The 17,386-nt window shown below is 46.0% G+C and carries 14 protein-coding genes; 9 read left to right on the top strand and 5 right to left on the bottom strand.

The window, feature by feature from the left end:
- The first annotated feature begins 57 nt into the window (after positions 1-57).
- Together OZ401_RS16175 and OZ401_RS16170 are read left to right on the top strand one after the other, a co-directional pair.
- Positions 58-1,509 (top strand): sensor histidine kinase, encoded by a 1,452-nt coding sequence (locus tag OZ401_RS16175; protein ID WP_341471479.1) that lies wholly within the window; start codon positions 58-60, stop codon positions 1,507-1,509.
- A 266-nt stretch (positions 1,510-1,775) separates the two neighbouring features.
- Complete coding sequence (locus OZ401_RS16170) at positions 1,776-1,997, top strand: hypothetical protein (protein WP_341471478.1); 222 nt, start codon at positions 1,776-1,778, stop codon at positions 1,995-1,997.
- A 248-nt stretch (positions 1,998-2,245) separates the two neighbouring features.
- On the opposite strand, the gene OZ401_RS16165 is transcribed toward OZ401_RS16170, so the two are convergent.
- Positions 2,246-3,172 (bottom strand): GNAT family N-acetyltransferase, encoded by a 927-nt coding sequence (locus tag OZ401_RS16165; protein WP_341471477.1) that lies wholly within the window; start codon positions 3,170-3,172, stop codon positions 2,246-2,248.
- A gap of 295 nt (positions 3,173-3,467) precedes the next feature.
- On the opposite strand from OZ401_RS16165, the gene OZ401_RS16160 reads away from it, so the two are divergent.
- Together OZ401_RS16160 and OZ401_RS16155 are read left to right on the top strand one after the other, a co-directional pair.
- A complete protein-coding gene (locus tag OZ401_RS16160) occupies positions 3,468-6,071 on the top strand; it encodes a cation-translocating P-type ATPase (protein ID WP_341471476.1) in 2,604 nt (867 codons plus the stop codon).
- A gap of 26 nt (positions 6,072-6,097) precedes the next feature.
- Positions 6,098-6,430: a TFIIB-type zinc ribbon-containing protein gene (locus OZ401_RS16155; protein ID WP_341471475.1), complete on the top strand. Its 333-nt coding sequence runs from the start codon at positions 6,098-6,100 to the stop codon at positions 6,428-6,430.
- Positions 6,431-6,970: 540 nt separating this feature from the next.
- Here OZ401_RS16155 and OZ401_RS25830 read toward each other — a convergent pair.
- Positions 6,971-7,279, bottom strand: a complete 309-nt coding sequence (locus OZ401_RS25830) for a transposase (RefSeq protein ID WP_341471831.1) — start codon at positions 7,277-7,279, stop codon at positions 6,971-6,973.
- Between the two features lie 368 nt (positions 7,280-7,647).
- Between OZ401_RS25830 and OZ401_RS16145 the strand changes: the two genes are divergently transcribed.
- From OZ401_RS16145 to OZ401_RS16125, 5 genes are all read left to right on the top strand, one after another.
- Positions 7,648-8,751, top strand: coding sequence for a tyrosine-type recombinase/integrase (locus tag OZ401_RS16145; protein WP_341468008.1), 1,104 nt, complete (start codon positions 7,648-7,650; stop codon positions 8,749-8,751).
- Entirely contained in the window at positions 8,741-10,600 is a 1,860-nt protein-coding gene (locus OZ401_RS16140) for a tyrosine-type recombinase/integrase (protein WP_341468009.1), read from the top strand. The genes OZ401_RS16145 and OZ401_RS16140 overlap by 11 nt, the downstream gene beginning before the upstream one ends.
- Positions 10,593-10,991: a DUF6262 family protein gene (locus OZ401_RS16135; protein ID WP_341468010.1), complete on the top strand. Its 399-nt coding sequence runs from the start codon at positions 10,593-10,595 to the stop codon at positions 10,989-10,991. Before OZ401_RS16140 ends, OZ401_RS16135 begins: the two co-directional genes overlap by 8 nt.
- Positions 10,992-11,271: 280 nt before the next feature.
- Positions 11,272-14,265, top strand: coding sequence for a Tn3 family transposase (locus OZ401_RS16130; protein ID WP_341471474.1), 2,994 nt, complete (start codon positions 11,272-11,274; stop codon positions 14,263-14,265).
- 21 nt (positions 14,266-14,286) lie between these two features.
- Complete coding sequence (locus OZ401_RS16125; RefSeq protein WP_341471473.1) at positions 14,287-15,051, top strand: tyrosine-type recombinase/integrase; 765 nt, start codon at positions 14,287-14,289, stop codon at positions 15,049-15,051.
- 78 nt (positions 15,052-15,129) lie between these two features.
- Here OZ401_RS16125 and OZ401_RS16120 read toward each other — a convergent pair whose 3' ends face one another.
- From OZ401_RS16120 to OZ401_RS16110, 3 genes are all read right to left on the bottom strand, one after another.
- On the bottom strand, positions 15,130-15,393 hold the full coding sequence (locus tag OZ401_RS16120; protein WP_341471472.1) for a hypothetical protein: 264 nt from the start codon (positions 15,391-15,393) through the stop codon (positions 15,130-15,132).
- A 529-nt stretch (positions 15,394-15,922) separates the two neighbouring features.
- Positions 15,923-16,177 (bottom strand): hypothetical protein, encoded by a 255-nt coding sequence (locus tag OZ401_RS16115; RefSeq protein ID WP_341471471.1) that lies wholly within the window; start codon positions 16,175-16,177, stop codon positions 15,923-15,925.
- 357 nt (positions 16,178-16,534) lie between these two features.
- Complete coding sequence (locus OZ401_RS16110; protein WP_341471470.1) at positions 16,535-17,299, bottom strand: hypothetical protein; 765 nt, start codon at positions 17,297-17,299, stop codon at positions 16,535-16,537.
- Positions 17,300-17,386 lie beyond the last annotated feature (87 nt).

The following is a 17,386-nucleotide window of genomic DNA, read 5'->3' as shown; positions in this document are numbered from 1 at the left end:
TTGGCTATTTTGCTGCTGGCTATTGGGCTATTTGTATATTTTCAACTAGAAAACTTCATGACTGACAGCCTAGCAACCCGGCTGAAAGATAGAGCCGCTACGTTGATAATTGGAAAGTCCGATTCATCTCCCGGTCCCGACCAAAGAAGAACAGGTCAACAGGATACCTTACCTAGATTGGCAGACCGTATTGCTACTGATGGTAATTCTACCGAGATTTATGCGGCGTTGCTAGATTTGCGAGGTCAGGCAGTGACGGTGGAACACCCTTCCTCGGTAATACCTTCATTTGTACCCGGTACGCCTTCTTCTGATAATTTACTCCGTTCTCGGCAAAATGGCTCAGCCCAATTCATTACAACCCTGACCAGCACCGGGCAAGTGAGCCATGAACGCGGTCTAGCCTATTTAATTCCGGTATCAAGCGCTAGCTCGAATGGTCAATCTTCCGATGTAGTTGGCTATATTTTACTGGCTGCTTCTATCAACCAATCGGATGTGGTTTTAGGACAATTGCGTTTTATCCTGCTAACCGCCTTATTCGGTGCGTTAATTCTGGCGTTGTTATTAGGCTTGCCTTTGGCGCGTTTTGGGCTAGCGCCGTTAAAGAAGATGTCACGCACTGCCGCCCGTATCGGCAGAGGAGACTTGAGCCAACGAGTTGATCTGCCTGTTTCTCAGACTATAGCGCCCGATGATGAAGTGCAACAATTGGCACAGGCTTTTAACCTTATGCTGGATCAAATTGAACAATCTTTTCAGAAACAGCAGCAGAGCGAAACCCGTACCCGTCAGTTTGCAGCGGATGCCTCCCACGAATTGCGTTCTCCACTTACGGTATTGGGAGGTTATCTTGACGTTTTACTAATGGGCGCTAAGGATGACCCAGTGCGCGCCCTGCGGGTGTTGCAATCTATGCGCCGTGAAGTTGATCGGATGAGCCGTCTGGTGGTAGATTTGCTGGCGCTAACCCGGATGGATGCAGATGGGGGAGGTAACCTGAGAATCGAATCCATACGGGTAGCAGAAATATTGCAAAGTGCAGTTGAGGATATGCAGGTGATAGCTGGGGAGAGAAAAATAGAGTTGCAATTTTCTCCTGAATCCGCGCAAGCTTACCTGACAGGCGATAATGATCAGCTTCACCGTGTGTTTGTGAATTTACTAGATAATGCGATTCGTTATACCGACAAGGATGGACTAATAAAAATAACAACCGCAATCGTTGATAAAGGGCGTTCCGTCGAAATTTCACTCGCCGATAACGGGTGTGGTATTTCAGAAGAACAATTAACCCATATCTTCGATCGCTTTTACCGGGCAGACCCTTCGCGCAGTCGTCAGACTGGTAACGCCGGTCTTGGTCTTTCAATCGTTAAGTCGATTGTGGAAGCTCATGACGGGTCTATACGGGTAGTTAGTGAGGTAAGGCAAGGCACATGTTTTACTCTCCGCTTTCCTCTCAGTGAAATAAGTGAAGCTGAAATGAGCTTTCCTAATGTGATGTAACTTTTGGGGATTAGCTTTATTTTGGCATTTTTGAAATTTTACCGTACTCCTGCCTTTTCCTGAAATATAATTCCAAAAGCCACTGAAACCCCATTTTAGCCAATTACCTCTGTATTTTCTAAAACAGCCTTCTAAAACTTGAGCATTGCATAAATTTGCCACGGCACAGCAAAGCCCTTCCAAACCTTTAGCTAAAAATAGCCGACAGGGCGTTAATTTAATTGTGAATACCAATAATAACCAAATGACGCTAAAGGAGAGAGACTATGTCACAGTTAGTAGCTTCAAAAGAAATTGTTGTTATTAAAACCGATTTTAGTAAAACTTGGGATATTTTCCATAATAACAAGAGAACTCCCTTAAAAACCTCTTCTTGTTCAGATATGGTTACTCTTTGGCTAGCTAACGAAACCTGTAATTACCCCAACCTTGAACTGGCTTGGCAAGCAGCGCGGCGCTTGGTATCGCGTCTGATTATCACCGATTAAGAACATGTATAATGAACTAGGAATTCGGACACGGAAGGAAAGGGAGTTAAGGTAATACACACTGCTGAACTTAACCAAGCATGCTAAAGACTTCCTAACTGGCAATAAAAATACACTTATATACGAAAAAGGGTTTTATTTTTATTTTTCCCCCTTTACCACTAAATTTTATGCAGATCCGAAAACAACCTGTTTCATCACAATGCAGTACTTTGGCTTGGCTGTGTCCACCTAAGTTGTTACTAGGATTAATCCAAATCAAAAGCGGTTGACCATACCGGACTGCCGGGCAACCGCTCACCGGTTTGTACCTGTGCATAATATTCCTCGACAATGCCTTGTGCTAGTGGAAATAGCATTGCCGCCTCCCATGTTTCGAGCTTTATTTCTCCCAACCCTTTAGCAAGCGTTGAAGACGGATGAATCGGCAAAGTAATTCGGCTGAACTCGGCAGTTGCCGCTATATACCTCGTCAAACGGTGGGCTGTCTCATTGTTGCGGGCAAGAAAGAAAGTAGGACTATCTTTTTTTAATGTATTTATACGTGTAAATCCGGCTATACCTTCCTCATCGGCGTAGATGGTACTTTCAATCAAAGGGTGGGGGCTAAGCCATTCGAGCAATTCTTTGCCCGGCTCTAGAGAAAAATCCACGTCCTTTTCGCTCGAATCCCACATAGCGTTTAAATATTGAATATCGTCCTCGATTAAGCTTCTGGTTTTAAATTCTGCTACAGATTCTTTCCTCTCCGAAATTTGAACTGTGAGGCTGGATGAACCAAAGGCTTTAACCTTATATCCAAGCAGCGGGTAGTAGGTGGGGTGTCCCAGTAAAAAGCTGAAGGCGTAGCTCTTTTCACGCGCAATAGCATGTCCCGCTTCGATTAGTTTTTTGCCGATTCCCTGTTTCTGGTAAGCGGGATGAACTGCAATAGGCGCAAGACAGACAGCCTCTATAAATTCACCCGCTATTCGTACTTTTTGCGGAGTAAATAAAACATGCCCGGCAATTTTACTATCAACCTCAGCAACCAACGAAAGAGCAGGGTCAAAATTGGTGCGCTGACGGTGCAACGCAACTATCCCTGCTTCTGCCGCTCGATTTTTGAAAGCAAGCACGTTTACGGCGGCTATTGCTGAATAATCTTGCACTGTTTCAGGTCGAATTTTTATCACAATATTTTCTCCGCTTTATCTTCAGTTTTAGCCAGTATCAGTAAATATAAGTCATTACTAATAGTTGAGATAACCGCATATTATAACTTACCTATAATAAAGACTTATAGAAATTGGTTGTAATCCCACATGTTTTTTTTGATTCTTCCCTTCCTATGTATAATTAAGATATAGAGATAATTAAAATTCGATTTATTTTACTATAAATCAGGTTATCGAAATCCGGTATTTGTACATTCTAGCTGTATATAACCGTCTAAACGAATGTAGCAACTGAACGGTAGGTTTGAAGAAAATGACACTCGAACTTGAACAGGAAACATCTACTGGACTTACAGAACAAGAAGCGGCGCAACTGCTAAAGGAAGAAGGTTATAACGAACTGCCTTCCGTCCAAAAACGCACCTTCGTAGTGCTTTCTATGGAAGTAATTAGCGAGCCGATGTTCTTGCTCCTGATTGTTGGCGGCATCATTTATATGATCTTAGGCGATATACAAGAGGCTTTAATGCTGCTTGGTTTTGTTTTTCTGATTATCGGTATTACGGTATATCAGGAACGGAAAACCGAGCGCACGCTGGAAGCTCTCAAAGATTTATCAAGCCCTAAAGCATTGGTTATTCGCGATGGAAAGCAACAGCGAATCCCCGGACGTGAGGTAGTGCGCGGCGATTTGTTGGTGTTGTGTGAAGGCGACCGGATTGCGGCTGATGCAGTAGTTTTGAACAATTTGAACCTTTCTACAGACGAATCGCTACTAACCGGAGAATCCATGCCAGTTCGCAAGATAGCATGGGATGGAGAATTGGATTTTGGTCGTCCCGGTGGGGATGATCTTCCATTTGTTTATTCCGGCACGCTTACGGTGCAGGGGCAAGGTGTGGCACGCGCTTATGCTATCGGATCGCATACCGAAATGGGGCGTATCGGTAAAGCCTTGCAAGAAGTGGATACCAGCAAAACACCACTCCAACGAGAAACCAGAAAACTGGTCAAGATTTTTGCAGTGGTAGGGCTGTGCCTTTGCGTGCTGGTAGTTATTGCGTATGGTCTAACGCGAGGGAACTGGCTGGAAGGAATTTTGGTAGGCATTACCCTAGCAATGGCAATTATGCCAAACGAATTTCCAGTGGTGTTAACCATCTTCTTGGCTTTGGGCGCATGGCGTATTTCTCAAAAGAGAGTGCTAACCCGGCGAGTCCCCGCAGTTGAAACACTAGGCGCTGCTACGGTGCTATGCGTGGATAAAACCGGAACGCTTACTATGAACCAGATGACACTAAAGCAACTTTATGCAGGTGAAGAGACTTTCAAGATTAAAGCAAATAGCAGCGAGCAACTATTGCCTAATGGCTTTCACAAAATGCTCGAATATGCGGTACTTGCTAGCCATCCTGACCCATTTGATCCGATGGAAAAAGCAATTCTCCAATTGGGTAAGGAAAAGGCAGAACACTTCGGTTATAAGCATGGAAACCTAGAATTAGTAAATGAATACCCCCTAACTAGACAAATGTTGGCAATGACACTTGTCTGGAAATTTACTGATAGACCGGGTTTTATTATTGCGGCTAAGGGCGCACCCGAAGCAATCGCCGAACTTTGTCACTTTAATGCCACTCAATCAAAAGAATTATCCGAGCGTATCGCTGAAATGGCGGAGCAAGATTTACGGGTGCTAGGGGTAGCTAGGGCAATATTTGATAAGGATGTCTTGCCTTCTGATCAGCATGATTTTGACTTTGAATTTCTAGGCTTGCTTGGTTTGGCAGACCCGGTACGACCAACCGTTCCCGCTTCGATCCAAGAATGCTATCAAGCCGGTATCCGCGTAATTATGATAACGGGCGATTATCCCGGCACTGCTCAAAGTATTGCGCGTCAAATCGGACTTGCCCCTAATGAAGAAGTTATTACCGGGTCTGAATTGGATAAGCTGGATGATGCCGAGCTTCAGAAAAGAATACGCAGCGTTAATATCTTTGCGCGGGTTGTGCCTGAGCAAAAATTGCGTTTGGTACAGGCTTTGAAAGCTAACGGTGAAATTGTAGCGATGACGGGTGACGGGGTGAATGATGCCCCTGCTCTGAAAGCAGCCCATATCGGTATTGCTATGGGTAGCAGAGGAACCGATGTTGCACGAGAAGCGGCAGCATTAGTGCTGCTTGACGATGATTTTTCCTCGATTGTACAGGCTGTCAAAATGGGACGGCGTGTATTCGATAACCTCAAAAAGGGTATGGCTTATGTGTTGGCAATACATGTCCCCATTGCAGGCATGTCAATTTTGCCGGTGCTGTTTGGCTGGCCCTTGGTGCTTTTGCCGGTACATATCGCTTTCCTGCACTTGATTATAGACCCGGCTTGTTCTGTGGTGTTTGAAGCTGAACCGGAAGAGAAAGGGGTAATGCAACGCCCGCCTAGAAACTCAAAAGAGGCTTTGTTCTCCAGAAAAACATTGGGTTTAAGTTTATTGCAGGGCGCAAGCATACTGGTCATTCTGGCAGCAATCTTTGCGATAGCGTTACAGCTTGGGGCTGGCGAACTCGAAGCGCGTGCTTTAGCTTTTACCACCCTAATCGTGGCTAATATGGCAATTATTTTCACTAACCGTTCTTGGACACTGACAATTTTGCAAACTCTACGAAACCCGAACAAAGCGTTGTGGTGGGTTGTTGGCGGAGCGATGCTTTTCCTGCCGATTGTGTTATACGTACCGTTTTTGCAGGATTTATTCAGGTTTTCAACGCTCGATTTTGTTGACCTAGGTTTGTGTCTGTTGAGTGGAGTTATAGGCATCTTATGGTTTGAATTGCTGAAGATGTTTAGGAATAGAGCAATACGCAGAAATGACCTAATTGGGAAAATCGGGTCTAAGGATTTTAGAAAATTGAATTAACAATATGCATGAGAGGAATTAATATTATGAGATGTCCAGATTGTGAAGTTGATTTGTTATTAGCAGAACGTATCGGCGTAGAAATCAATTACTGTCCAAAATGCCGTGGGGTTTGGTTAGAAAGAGGTAAGCTGGATAAGATTATTGAAAATAGTGTCCCGGCAGTTGCACAGGGGCAGCGTGCGCCACAGAATCCGGCATACCCTCCTTACCAACAGCCTCAATATGATCCAAATCAGCAATATCGTAACCGTGACCATGATGAAGATGATGACCATGATGATCGTTACGAGCAGGATGGCAACAAAGGTAAAAAACACAAACGTGGCGGTTTTCTGGGAGATTTCCTAGATTTTTAACAGATAGAATTTCGTGGTAACAACTCAGGCAGGGTCAAAAAATTGGAGTGTGAGCAGACTTGCCTGATTTGATAAACTTTAGCAATGACCGTTTACAAAAAAGTAAGGGAAGTGAAAAACTGACGGGAACTGACCCGGTATGGCATCAGTTTAATCAGGGAACGTGCCCGTCTAGTCAACCGTATTCAGAAAAAGAGTATCAAATGTGATCAAGCGCCATTCTATCCGCTTCGTGACACCCCAATAACTCATTCAATAATACTGGCTAATTGCTAACCTCTAGTGCGCAGTTTATAATCGAGTGCCCAGTGCAGTTCTGTCATGCAAATAGGGTGAACTATAGCTATAATCGAAAGCTTTCCTAAATTGTTTCCTTTTCTTGAGCTTAAAAGTTGATGGGTCACAGGATTTGAGATTTTCGATTACATGAGGAGAGACCCAATTGCAATGTGTGTTGCTGTATGCCAGTAAATAAACAACCACTAATCAGTGTCACTGGGTATGTCAATAGTTTTGTGTAAATGGAATTGATTGCTGAATTCAAATAGTTACTCTTTGCTTAAAACAGATCGAAAGCTGGTTCAAAATACACGCCCAATTAGGTATCGGCATGGTCCAATCGCTAGTAATATCACAATTTACCAGGTAAAATAACTTCCTTACTGACTCCGCGGAGGGAAAAGCCCCCTTGGTTTTGATCACTTTACGCAATTGGCGATGGTAGCCCTCGACGGAATTCGTGGTGTAGATCAGCCGCCGGATATCAGGTGGATAGTTGGACAACTCCGCCCAATTGTTCTCCCAGCTCTTTACCGCAATGGCATACTTCCCACCCCATTTATCGGTCAGATTTGGCCCCGGTAGAATATAGCTGTAGCCAGAAGCAATCTAGCTCTATAAAATTTTCCGATCATAGTGTTTTAGAACATTTGTTTATTAGCAAATAAAGTTCCGTTTAACATTTTAGTAATGGAACTTCGGCTTTTTTTGAACAATTTTCCTCATTTTGGCGGTTTCATTTGAGGCTGGAGTTAAAGAGGGCTATACTGCCTCCACCAATATCGAAGTTCCCACACTATACATTATCTGTAGGGGAGTAATGGAGTGTGTATCAAGTAAACGAAGTAGCCTAACTGACATTTTTGGTACTTTGTAGAAGAATTATCTAGAGCGGTTCTACAAAGTAAACCATCTATACAACGTGAGGCTACTTAACTATGAAAGTACAACGTTTAAGCCTGTCCGGGCCTGACCACCAAGTGGCGGGTGTAAGCTGGCTGCTTCTGGATGACAATTTTCTACCAGTCATTCCAGTGCAAGAATTTCTGTCATACCTGCATAACCTGGAGCGCTCTCCCAATACTATTCGATCCTATGCCCATCACCTCAAACTTTACTGGCAATATCTGACCGAATCCCAGCTGGACTGGAGTAAAGTCGGTTTAGATGAGTTGGCCGCCTTCGTTGCTTGGTTGCGCAACCCCTTGCCGGGCATTATTTCTCTTCAGCCGCGCCTGGCTAAGCGAAGTGAGTCAACTATCAATACCATAGTAGCGGTAGTCTCCGCTTTCTATGACTATCAGCAACGGCGAGGTTTTGCGACGGATTTGGCACTTTATCGTTCACAATCGTTTCCCCAACGCCGTTACAAAGATTTTCTCTACCATATTTCCAAATCCAAACCAGTGACCACCAGGCTCATCAAACTCAAGGTTCCTAAAAGGCTGCCTAAAACTCTGACTAATGCACAAGTTCAGCAATTGCTAGAGGCCTGCCACAATCTGCGGGATCGCTATCTGGTCAGCCTGCTTTACCAGACGGGAATGCGGGTGGGACAGGCTCTCGGTCTGCGACATTCAGATATTCACTCCTGGGATAACCTTATTCGGATCGTGACACGTCAAAATAACCTTAATCAGGCGCGGGCTAAAACCCTCCAGCCCTATTCCATCCACGTCTCACCTGAGCTTATGTCGCTTTATACCCGCTATTTGCTGGATGAATTTGGCGATACTGACAGCGACTATGTTTTCGTCAATTTGTGGGAAGGGGCAATAGGGCAACCCCTGCACTATGAGAGTGTAATCGATTTGTTTCACCGCTTAAGTAAGCAAACCGGTTTGGCAGTCCATCCCCATATGCTCAGGCATACGCATGCTACTGAGCTTTTCCAAAATGGCTGGGATGCAGCCCTTGTCCAAAAACGCCTGGGGCATGCTCAGGTACAAACCACCCTCAATACCTATGTTCATCTGACTGAAGCTGACTTAAAGAAAGCCTATCAGATCTATCTGGAAAGGAGAGCCCCACGTGACGAATAATCTGGAAACAGCCGGGGTAAGTACCCAGCAACAGCATTTAGCCGAGCAACCTCAAGGCTGGTGGGCACAGGACAGGTGGAAAATGGCAACTTGTCCCTTATTTGCTGGCAAGCCTGAGTTCTTAGCTGACAACCGCATAATTGAGTTTAGCTGCAAGTCTCCATTTCTCAATATTGAGCTAAAGTACGGTTGCTGGTATAAACTTGAGAGAGGGGATTGGAACATCCAAACCTGGTCTGGACCAGCCTTGGTAGCCAGCCTGAGCGACTGGCTGAATTCCACAGCACCCAAAGCAACTTCATTGATGATCTATAACCTGGATAAATGGCTTTTTTCCTTGAGAACTTACCTTGTCAGCATGGGTCGCGCCTATAGCCATCAGAGTGCCTATCTGGATAGCTCACAAAAGACCCGGTTCAGTCACTCCAATTCTCAACTTGTTTCAGCCTTTCGCCAAATTTATCTGGTAATTCAAGAAGCTTATGACGACCGTCCCGAATATGAGCGAGAAATCTGGGATTTGCGGCGATTAGGGGTAACACTCAACCCCGCTATTTCCAATTACAAGCTTAATTTCACTAAAATATCCCAACCCTGGTTAGTGCAAGCGGCTAAGCATTTTATGCGCTATAGCCTAGCCAGTTGTACCGCTGGTACCTGTAAAAGTCGGCTGATAGCGCTAACAATCTTTTCTAGTTTTCTAAAGGAGCAATATCCTTTACTAGAATCGGTCGATTTAAACCGAAGTGTGATAGAAGCTTACTTGAGTTACCTGAACAAAAGCGGCATGATGGCTTCCACCTGGTTCCATCACCTGGTTCACTTGCGAATTTTCCTAGAATTATGCAGTCGTGAAGATTGGGCTAAAGTCCCTGGCAAACGTTTAATTTACAATGAAGATTTTCCGCACCTGCCCAAGTTACAACCACGCTTCATTCCGGCTGATGTAATGGAGCAACTTAACTGTCACTTGAATACTTTCCCAGAACCTCTCCGACAGATGGTTTTTATGTTACGAGAGTGCGGGATGCGGCTGAGTGAAATGTTAACCCTCTCTCTGGATTGCCTATTGCAAGATGCCAGCGGCGATTGGTTTCTGTGTTATTACCAGCATAAGATGAAAAAGGAGCATACTATTCCGTTTTCTCAGGAAGTCGCCGCTGTTATTCAACAGCAACAAGCTACTGTCAAAAGCAAGTGGGGCAATACTATCGCTATCCTATTTCCGGGTCCTAAAGGACAGCCCTTCAAACAAAGGGGGTTCTTTAATGCTTTGAACCGGGCTTGCTGCGCCAGGGATATTCGTGATAGTAGTGGGCGGCTTTACCGTTTCCACGCGCACCAATTTCGGCATACCCTGGCTACCCAAATGATCAATAATGGAGTACCACAGCATATTGTGCAACGTTTTCTGGGACATGAGTCACCCGAGATGACAATGCGCTATGCTCATATTCACGACCAAACCCTTAAAGAAGCATATATTCGTTTTCGAAGTCAGGTTATTGACATTACAGGGCAGGTAGTAACAGCGACGCAGGTCAATTCAGGTGAAATGCAATGGTTCAAGAAAAACATCCTGGCTCAAACACTACCCAATGGCGATTGTGCTCTGCCGGTAGTTGCCGGACCGTGCCCACACGCTAATGCTTGCCTGACTTGTACTCATTTTCGCACGGATGCCAGTTTTCTGGAACGTCATAAAGTTCAAAGGCGAGAAACCGAGTGTTTGTTGCTGATCGCTCGTAATAACAATTGGCAACGCCAGGTCGAGATGAATGAGCGGGTCAAGGAAAATCTGGAGCGGATAATTGAGGCGTTGGAAAAAGAGGAGAAAAAAGATGCATAAACGCAACGTGGAAGGTCTCCGGCTGCAGGCACAAGCCCGGCATCAAGCTGCTTTGCAACGCGCCGAACAAGGAATTGCTAGGTTGTTACGAGAGGAACAACCCGTAAATTTTATGTCAGTAAGTAAAGTAGCAGCGGTTTCTACTGCCTGGCTCTACCGGCAAACTGCCATACGAGAACGGATAGAATATTTAAGGAACCAATGCAAAACGGATAATATGCAGCCAGAGAAGCTGGGCGTTAAGACAGGTGCTTCAGAAGATTCGAGGAAGGCTATACTGGTTACCTTGCGTCAGCACATTAAACAGCTTGAGGCAGAAAACCGAGAACTCAAACGACAAATTGAAGTAGCTTACGGACAGATCTATAAGCAGCCCAGTCCTAAACAATAACGCCGAAGGAGTGAAACAGCCCTCTAACAACTCTCCATACCTAACGTACTGCACGGCTGTTTCACGGATGTAGGCGGGTTCGAGGTCGCAACCTCGAACCTATGTATTTAAAAACTTCTACGTTGAAAGTATAGCTACGAAGTATTCATCCCTTTGTTAAGCCCAGAGCCTCTACTCCCCTACAGATAATGTATAGTGTGGGAACTTCTTTGTTTTCTAGCCTACCTTTTCCTACTCCCTAGGCTTTTAGTCGAATCTCAAAAGTGAAAAGAGGAAAATCATGAAGCGTCAATGGCTACCCGCCGAACTAGACGAACATTTCACGCTGCTCCCAGCCGAATTAGCCCTTTTAAGCGGTAAATCCGATGCCCATAAACTGGCAATGGCCGCTTTACTTAAATGCTTCCAGTATGAGGGCCGTTTCCCGCTACATAAAAATGAGGTGACCCGCGCAATATTGGTTTATCTGGCCCGCCAACTTAAACTTGACCCGGACCTTTACCTCCTCTACGACTGGCGCGGACGTTCGGTCATTTCACATCGTGCTCAAATCCGGGATTATTTGCATTTCAGGGAAGCGCGTGATGGGGATGTGGAGGAGATGAGGGATTGGCTTAACACCCAGGCCCTCCGCCATGACCAGGAAGAAGAGCATCTTAAGCAACGCATCTACAGCCGTTTTCGGGAATTAAAAATTGAACCAACTACCCCGGCCCGGATTGATCGTTTGATTCGTTCGGCCTTACACGCCTACGAGGAGCAATTCTTCCAAAACATTGTGAACAAACTAAGCCCGAATAGCCGACACAAGCTTGAGGCCACCCTCACTAGCACCACCGTAATCGCCCCTAGCGTGGAAGCGGTCAACCAACCAATCACGCCAACTATCGACCTTCCTTTCTGGCAACAGTTAAAAGCTGAACCGGGCAAACCTGGCCTAGAAACGGTGCTGGCTGAGGCTGCCAAACTTAAGAAACTAAGGGAACTGGCCTTGCCGCTGGATTTATTCGGCGATGCCACCCCTAAATCAGTTACACGCTATGCGGCTCGGGCGGCCACCGAGAGTCTGCGCCAGCTCAAAACCCATCCCTTAACCATTCGCTATACCCTGATGAGTGCCTACTCTTTATGGCGACTGGGGGAAGTTACCGACAATTTAGTAGAGTTATTGATTGAGATCATCCACGGGATTGGAGCAAAAGCCGAACGAAAAGTAGACAAAGAACTGGTGGCTGAGTACAAAAAAGTAGATGGCAAACCTAATCTGCTTTACAAACTGGCCCGGACTACCGCCAGTAATCCCAAAGGGGTGATTGAAGAAGTGGTTTACCCGGTGATCAACCAACAAACCCTTCAGGATATTGTGAAAGAACACGAAAGCACTGGTTCTAACTACCGCCAGAAAGTATATAGCGTGATGCGGGGTTCTTACGGTCACCATTACCGGCGAATGGTGCCAGAACTCTTGGAGGTGCTGACTTTTCGCTCAAATAATCTGGTGCATCGTCCCCTAATCCAGGCTCTGGAATTATTAAAGAAGTATGCCCAGGTGGACAACGACCAACTGCTCTATCCTGCGGAGGAGAAAGTGCCGCTTGAAGGAGTGGTGCTGGGCAATTGGCTAGAGCTGGTGGTGGAAAAAAGTAAACGCGGTAAGCGCAAGCGGATTAATCGCATTTATTACGAAATGTGTGTTTTGCAAACGCTGCGGGAACAACTGCGCTGCAAAGAAATCTGGGTTGAAGGGGCCGGTCGCTACCGTAATCCTGACCAGGATGTACCCGCCGACTTCGCTACCGCCCGCCAGGAATATTATCAGGCTTTGAACCAACCCCTATCTGTCGAAGATTTCATTACTAACTTGAAGAAAAAGATGCACACAGCCCTTACTATGCTAGACCAGGGACTACCAACCAATCCCTACCTCAAAATTATCACCAAAAAGGGTGGGGGCTGGATCAATCTATCACCGCTGGAAGCCTTAGCGGAGCCTGCCCAACTTGACCGTCTTAAAGTCGAAGTAGGTCGTCGCTGGGTGATGCCCGGTTTGTTGGATTTCCTCAAGGAAACCGATCTCAGGGTGGATTTCACCACCATTTTTCGGAGTGCCGCCCAAAGGGAAAGTTTGGACCGCCCGACTTTGCAAAAACGGTTGCTTTTGTGCCTCTATGCTTTGGGTACAAACACTGGTTTTAAGAGTATGGGTGCCGGTGAATTAGGCGAAGCCTATCGGGATTTACTGTATGTTAAAAATCGCTTTATTACCAAAGACCACCTGCGTGAAGCCATAATTCAGGTTTGTAATGCGATCTTTCGCGCTCGCCTTCCCACTATTTGGGGTGAGGGTACCACCGCCTGCGTCAGTGACTCTAAAAAGTTTGGAGCCTGGGATCAAAATCTCTTAACCGAATGGCATGTGCGTTATGGTGGACGAGGGGTAGTCATTTACTGGCACGTTGAACAACACTCCACCTGTATTTATTCCCAACTCAAGAGTTGTTCATCTTCGGAAGTGGCGGCGATGATCGAAGGAGTATTACGTCACTGCACCGAAATGAGCGTAGACCGAAATTACGTGGATACCCACGGACAGAGTGAGGTCGCTTTTGCTTTCTGCCAGCTTTTAGGCTTTCAACTGATGCCACGAATGAAAAACATTTACAGCCAGAAGTTATACCGACCCGAAACTGGCAAGCCCGAAGCCTACCCTAACTTGCAAAAGATCCTGACCAGACCAATCAATTGGGATTTAATTCGTCAGCAATATGATGAAATGGTTAAATTCGCGACCGCTTTGCGACTGGGTACGGCCCAAACCGAGGATATCTTACGACGTTTTAGGCGCAATAATCTTACTCATCCGACCTATCAGGCTCTGGCGGAACTGGGTAAGGCTATCAAAACCATCTTTTTATGTGAGTACCTCAGTTCCCGAGAGTTGCGGCAGGAAATTCACGCTGGCCTTAATACCGTGGAGAATTGGAACAGTGCCAACTCTTTCATTTATTATGGCAAAAGCGGTGAGTTTCATAGTAACCTGTTAGCCGAACAGGAAATCTCGATGCTGGCTTTGCATCTACTCCAGATTAGCCTGGTCTATATAAATACACTGATGCTACAGCGGGTGTTGGGTGAAAAAGATTGGCTAGCCTTAATGAAACCCGAAGATATGCGGGGTCTTTCGCCCTTGATTTATAACCACGTCAACCCTTACGGACTCTTTCAGCTAGACCTCTCTACCCGCCTGGCAATTGAGGAAGATAGGGCCAGTTAAAGCCAGAAAGCGAGCATTTGGATGGATAATATTTCTATTGAACCCCTGGTCACCCTTATTCCGGCGGATAGTGAGCCTAACCCTTGCGGGCGGACTTCTGCCAAAAAGAAGGCCCACGAGTTGGCCCGCCAATTACGTGGGGAGCGACCAGATTATGCTTATCTCAAAGATGTTTTCCGTTATCTTAGAGACGAATTGGAAATAAAAGTTCCCAAAGCTTCGCATAAATTGCCCTATGTGCCGAGCGAGGCCGAAATCCAGCGTTACTATCAGGCAGTCTGGCAAGCCGAAAATTTTAGTGACATGGTTTTAATCAAGGTACTGTTGTACACGGGGGTTCGGGTCAGTGAACTCTGCAACATGCATCTGGTCGAGGTGGATTTTGAGCAATGCCAGATTAAAATTACTGCCGGGAAAGGTGGCAAAGATCGTCTGGTACCTTTCCCGGTGTTTTTTAAGGAAGCTCTAGCCATGCATGTGCGCCAGCTAAAAGAACGGGGTGCCGCCTATTTATTTGAATCGAGTTGGAAGAAGAAATATACCGAGCGAGGGGTGCGTAAAATCCTGGAACGTTACTCCAGGGCAGCGGGACTTACTCAGCTTATTTCGCCGCATAAGCTGCGCCATTTTCTTTTAACCTGGCTTAAAAAACAGGGGATCGATGATGCTTTTATCCAACCTTATTCCGGTCATGCCAGTCGTCAGGCTTTAGAAATTTATTCCAAATTGGCCCTGGTAGATGCTCAGAAGGAATATAACCAGGTTATTGTTCACTTCCCGGTCTAAAGGTTTTAGTCTCCAGCCTTCCCTGGGTATAACACTATTACCACTGGTGGGATAGCGGCCATATTAAAACCTTTAGGTTTAGGCTTTGGGGCGAGTTGGAGCAGTTCGCTTGGTCTTAATTTTGGAGGTGGTGGTCGGGTTGGGTTGCACCTCAGCCTCAAAGGTGGGAGGAAGGCGGTTTTCAGCCGCTTTTCGGTCTGTTTGAGCTTTGACGTAATCGGCTATAACTACTTCGCCCAAGTTGGAGTTGGAACGTCGTTCCAGTTCGGCTAAATTAGAAAAAGCCGCGTACAACTCAGGTTCAAGCCGTATAAGTAGGGATTTGTATTCTTTCTTTGCCAATATGTTCACCTTATATCATATTATTACAATTTGTATAATATGGTACTAAGGTTGTATCAAATTGTCAAACTATGAAAGAGATTGTAACAAAAAAGAGCTTGTTAGATACAATAAGAAATAAAATGTATCAGATTGTATCTAATTCTTATCAATATGTTACATTCTCTATCAAAAATATGAGTGAATCCCGTTAAAAAACCGCCTAGATTGCTTCTGGCTACAGCTATATTCTACCGGGGCCTACCAGGTCGATTTCTAGAAAACCTGGTTTTACCTCATTCCATTCAGCAAAAGTGCGGATTGGCACCTGGTGTTTGAGAAGTGTACCGGCCTTGGTAGTCCCAATACCTTTTGGCTGATCTTCTTTTCTGAGCCTGGTGAGGATACGATCCGCCGTAGCGGAACTCATGGCAAGTAGTTGCTGATGAGTATCAACTGGCAGTTTGAGATGACCGTGGCGCTCCAAATTAGCCACCAGTTCGGGTAGAAATGGAACCAGGCGTTTAGCACAGATAAAATTGGAGGCGGTTCAGGCGGTAGCTAGCGCTTCTTGTATATCCTTACCATATCTTTTCGGTCGTTCCCGTTTAAGGATAGTCTTAATAGAGACGGACTGCTTTTGGCATTGGGAAAGGATGCGAATGGCATATTTGCGGGTATAACCAGTAACCTGAATAAATTCACTCAGGATAATACCTTTCTGGACTGGGGTAGCCTCAGCATAGCGAGGGGCTATCTGGATCAATAATTCTCTTTTAGCTGGAAAGCTCATAGTTGTTCTCACTTTATTGCTCCCTTCGCCTAATCATAATTTGGGCGTCGGGTTACATTACTCGTGATGCAAAAGAGCTGTCAAGGTTACTTTTTAGGTGATGCCATGCGCCAACGTCATTTCAAGACCGTAATGAACTTTTAGGAATAGCAGGTTTATTTCTTCATCGGTGGCGGTGGGGTTGACTCGCGGGATCGCCTGCCAGACCATTTGCCGGGTGGCCGTCGTAATGGAACGTAACAACCCAAAGCGACGTTCGGGAGAAGCCTGGCGGATTAAACTGACCTGAACCTGCTCGGTTTCTGGACTGGTATCTGAAGATTAGGTTATCATTTTAGCGCCTTCTTTCCGGGTAATCTTATACCAGCGTCAAGCTTCGGCGTGGTAGTAGTTGAGACCAGCTTTCTGTATGCGCTCCTCAGCTTCTTCATTCACCGTCCCATCCTCTCGTTTGATTAACGCTACTCCGGTCAGGGGGAAGATGCCAAAGATGCCGGGGGTTAGTCCCGCCACGCTTTCCCCGCTGGGGGTGTAGCTGTAGCGAAAACTCGGCATTTCCCTAAAAGCTATTTCTCCCGACTGTTGTCCCGCCGGTACCGGTAGCAGGTTATATATTTTCCCCAAGCACGGTCCCTCCTGTGGTCTCGCACCAATTGAGGTTACCACCTCCAGCCCCCGCTCCTCTTCCATTTCTATGCCCGGCGCTATTACGGTGACCCGGTAGTAGTGCAGGTCAAAGGAAGGGGGTGGCTGCAAGTGGAGATGGGCAGGGTTGCTTTTGGGGCAGTAGTCCGGTGGAATTTGCTGCTCCCAGTTGAGATTTATCGCTTTGGGGTGGAGCAGTACCATTTGGCTTTTCCCTGCCGTTAGCTTTTCGAAGGGGAAATTGGCGCGGATTCGCCTAGAAATGCCAAATCGCCGCGCTTCTTCAATAAAGTCCACCACTTGCGGATAATGTTCTTCTCCCACCAAGATGAGGACGTGATAGAGGGGTTGTTCTTCCTCCGGGTGGGCGCTCCACAGTTGCGGCTTATTTATCAAATCCAAAACTTCGGGGGGTGATTGTGGCGAGCAGATTAAGAAATGGTCGAAGGGCAAGCCTCTTTTGCCCAACACCACAGGTTTATCAAGCATTGGCATGTCCGGATACCAACGGTGAAAGATTTTACGCCACTCTTCGGGTTTTATTTTCAGTATTCTCTTGATAGAGTAATTCTGGTT

The organism is Candidatus Chlorohelix allophototropha (genome assembly GCF_030389965.1).
GTDB lineage: Bacteria > Chloroflexota > Chloroflexia > Chloroheliales > Chloroheliaceae > Chlorohelix > Chlorohelix allophototropha.
This window is presented reverse-complemented; position numbering and strand designations above follow the sequence as displayed.

Coding starts and splice junctions, on each gene's coding strand:
- OZ401_RS16125 (WP_341471473.1), top strand. CDS start 14,287: ATGGATAATATTTCTATTGAACCCCTGGTCACCCTTATTCCGGCGGAT.
- OZ401_RS16160 (WP_341471476.1), top strand. CDS start 3,468: ATGACACTCGAACTTGAACAGGAAACATCTACTGGACTTACAGAACAA.
- OZ401_RS16175 (WP_341471479.1), top strand. CDS start 58: ATGACTGACAGCCTAGCAACCCGGCTGAAAGATAGAGCCGCTACGTTG.
- OZ401_RS16110 (WP_341471470.1), bottom strand. CDS start 17,299: ATGCTTGATAAACCTGTGGTGTTGGGCAAAAGAGGCTTGCCCTTCGAC.
- OZ401_RS16135 (WP_341468010.1), top strand. CDS start 10,593: ATGCATAAACGCAACGTGGAAGGTCTCCGGCTGCAGGCACAAGCCCGG.
- OZ401_RS16155 (WP_341471475.1), top strand. CDS start 6,098: ATGAGATGTCCAGATTGTGAAGTTGATTTGTTATTAGCAGAACGTATC.
- OZ401_RS16170 (WP_341471478.1), top strand. CDS start 1,776: ATGTCACAGTTAGTAGCTTCAAAAGAAATTGTTGTTATTAAAACCGAT.
- OZ401_RS16145 (WP_341468008.1), top strand. CDS start 7,648: ATGAAAGTACAACGTTTAAGCCTGTCCGGGCCTGACCACCAAGTGGCG.
- OZ401_RS16130 (WP_341471474.1), top strand. CDS start 11,272: ATGAAGCGTCAATGGCTACCCGCCGAACTAGACGAACATTTCACGCTG.